General features: G+C 50.6%; 1 pseudogene. It reads right to left on the bottom strand.

Going from position 1 to position 245, the window contains the following annotated elements:
- Positions 1–10: 10 nt before the first annotated feature.
- Positions 11–245: pseudogene (locus AAIR21_RS28200) on the bottom strand (hypothetical protein); the annotation flags it as partial.

The raw sequence follows: 245 nt of genomic DNA, 5'->3' as shown, positions 1-245 counted from the left end.
CACTTTTACTTTAGACATTCCCTTGCCGTTCCTCATGCATTTTCTCTTTAGTGATTACCATGACCCAAATCTCATCAATATCCGCTGTTGGCTGGGCGGCAATAAGCTGGGGGCCCCTTGTCTCACAAACTGCTTCAGCCAGCCCTGCGGCAACCCACAGCGCCGCCTGACCGCAATACCCCAGGACAGGATCGAAGCAAACGTTATTTTCTGACAGGCTGTATGTCAGTCCATTTTCTTCACAG

Source organism: Enterobacter sp. PTB (genome assembly GCF_051130085.1).
GTDB lineage: Bacteria > Pseudomonadota > Gammaproteobacteria > Enterobacterales > Enterobacteriaceae > Enterobacter > Enterobacter ludwigii.
The sequence above is the reverse complement of the archived record's forward strand: the minus strand, read 5'-3'. Positions and strand labels throughout refer to the sequence as shown.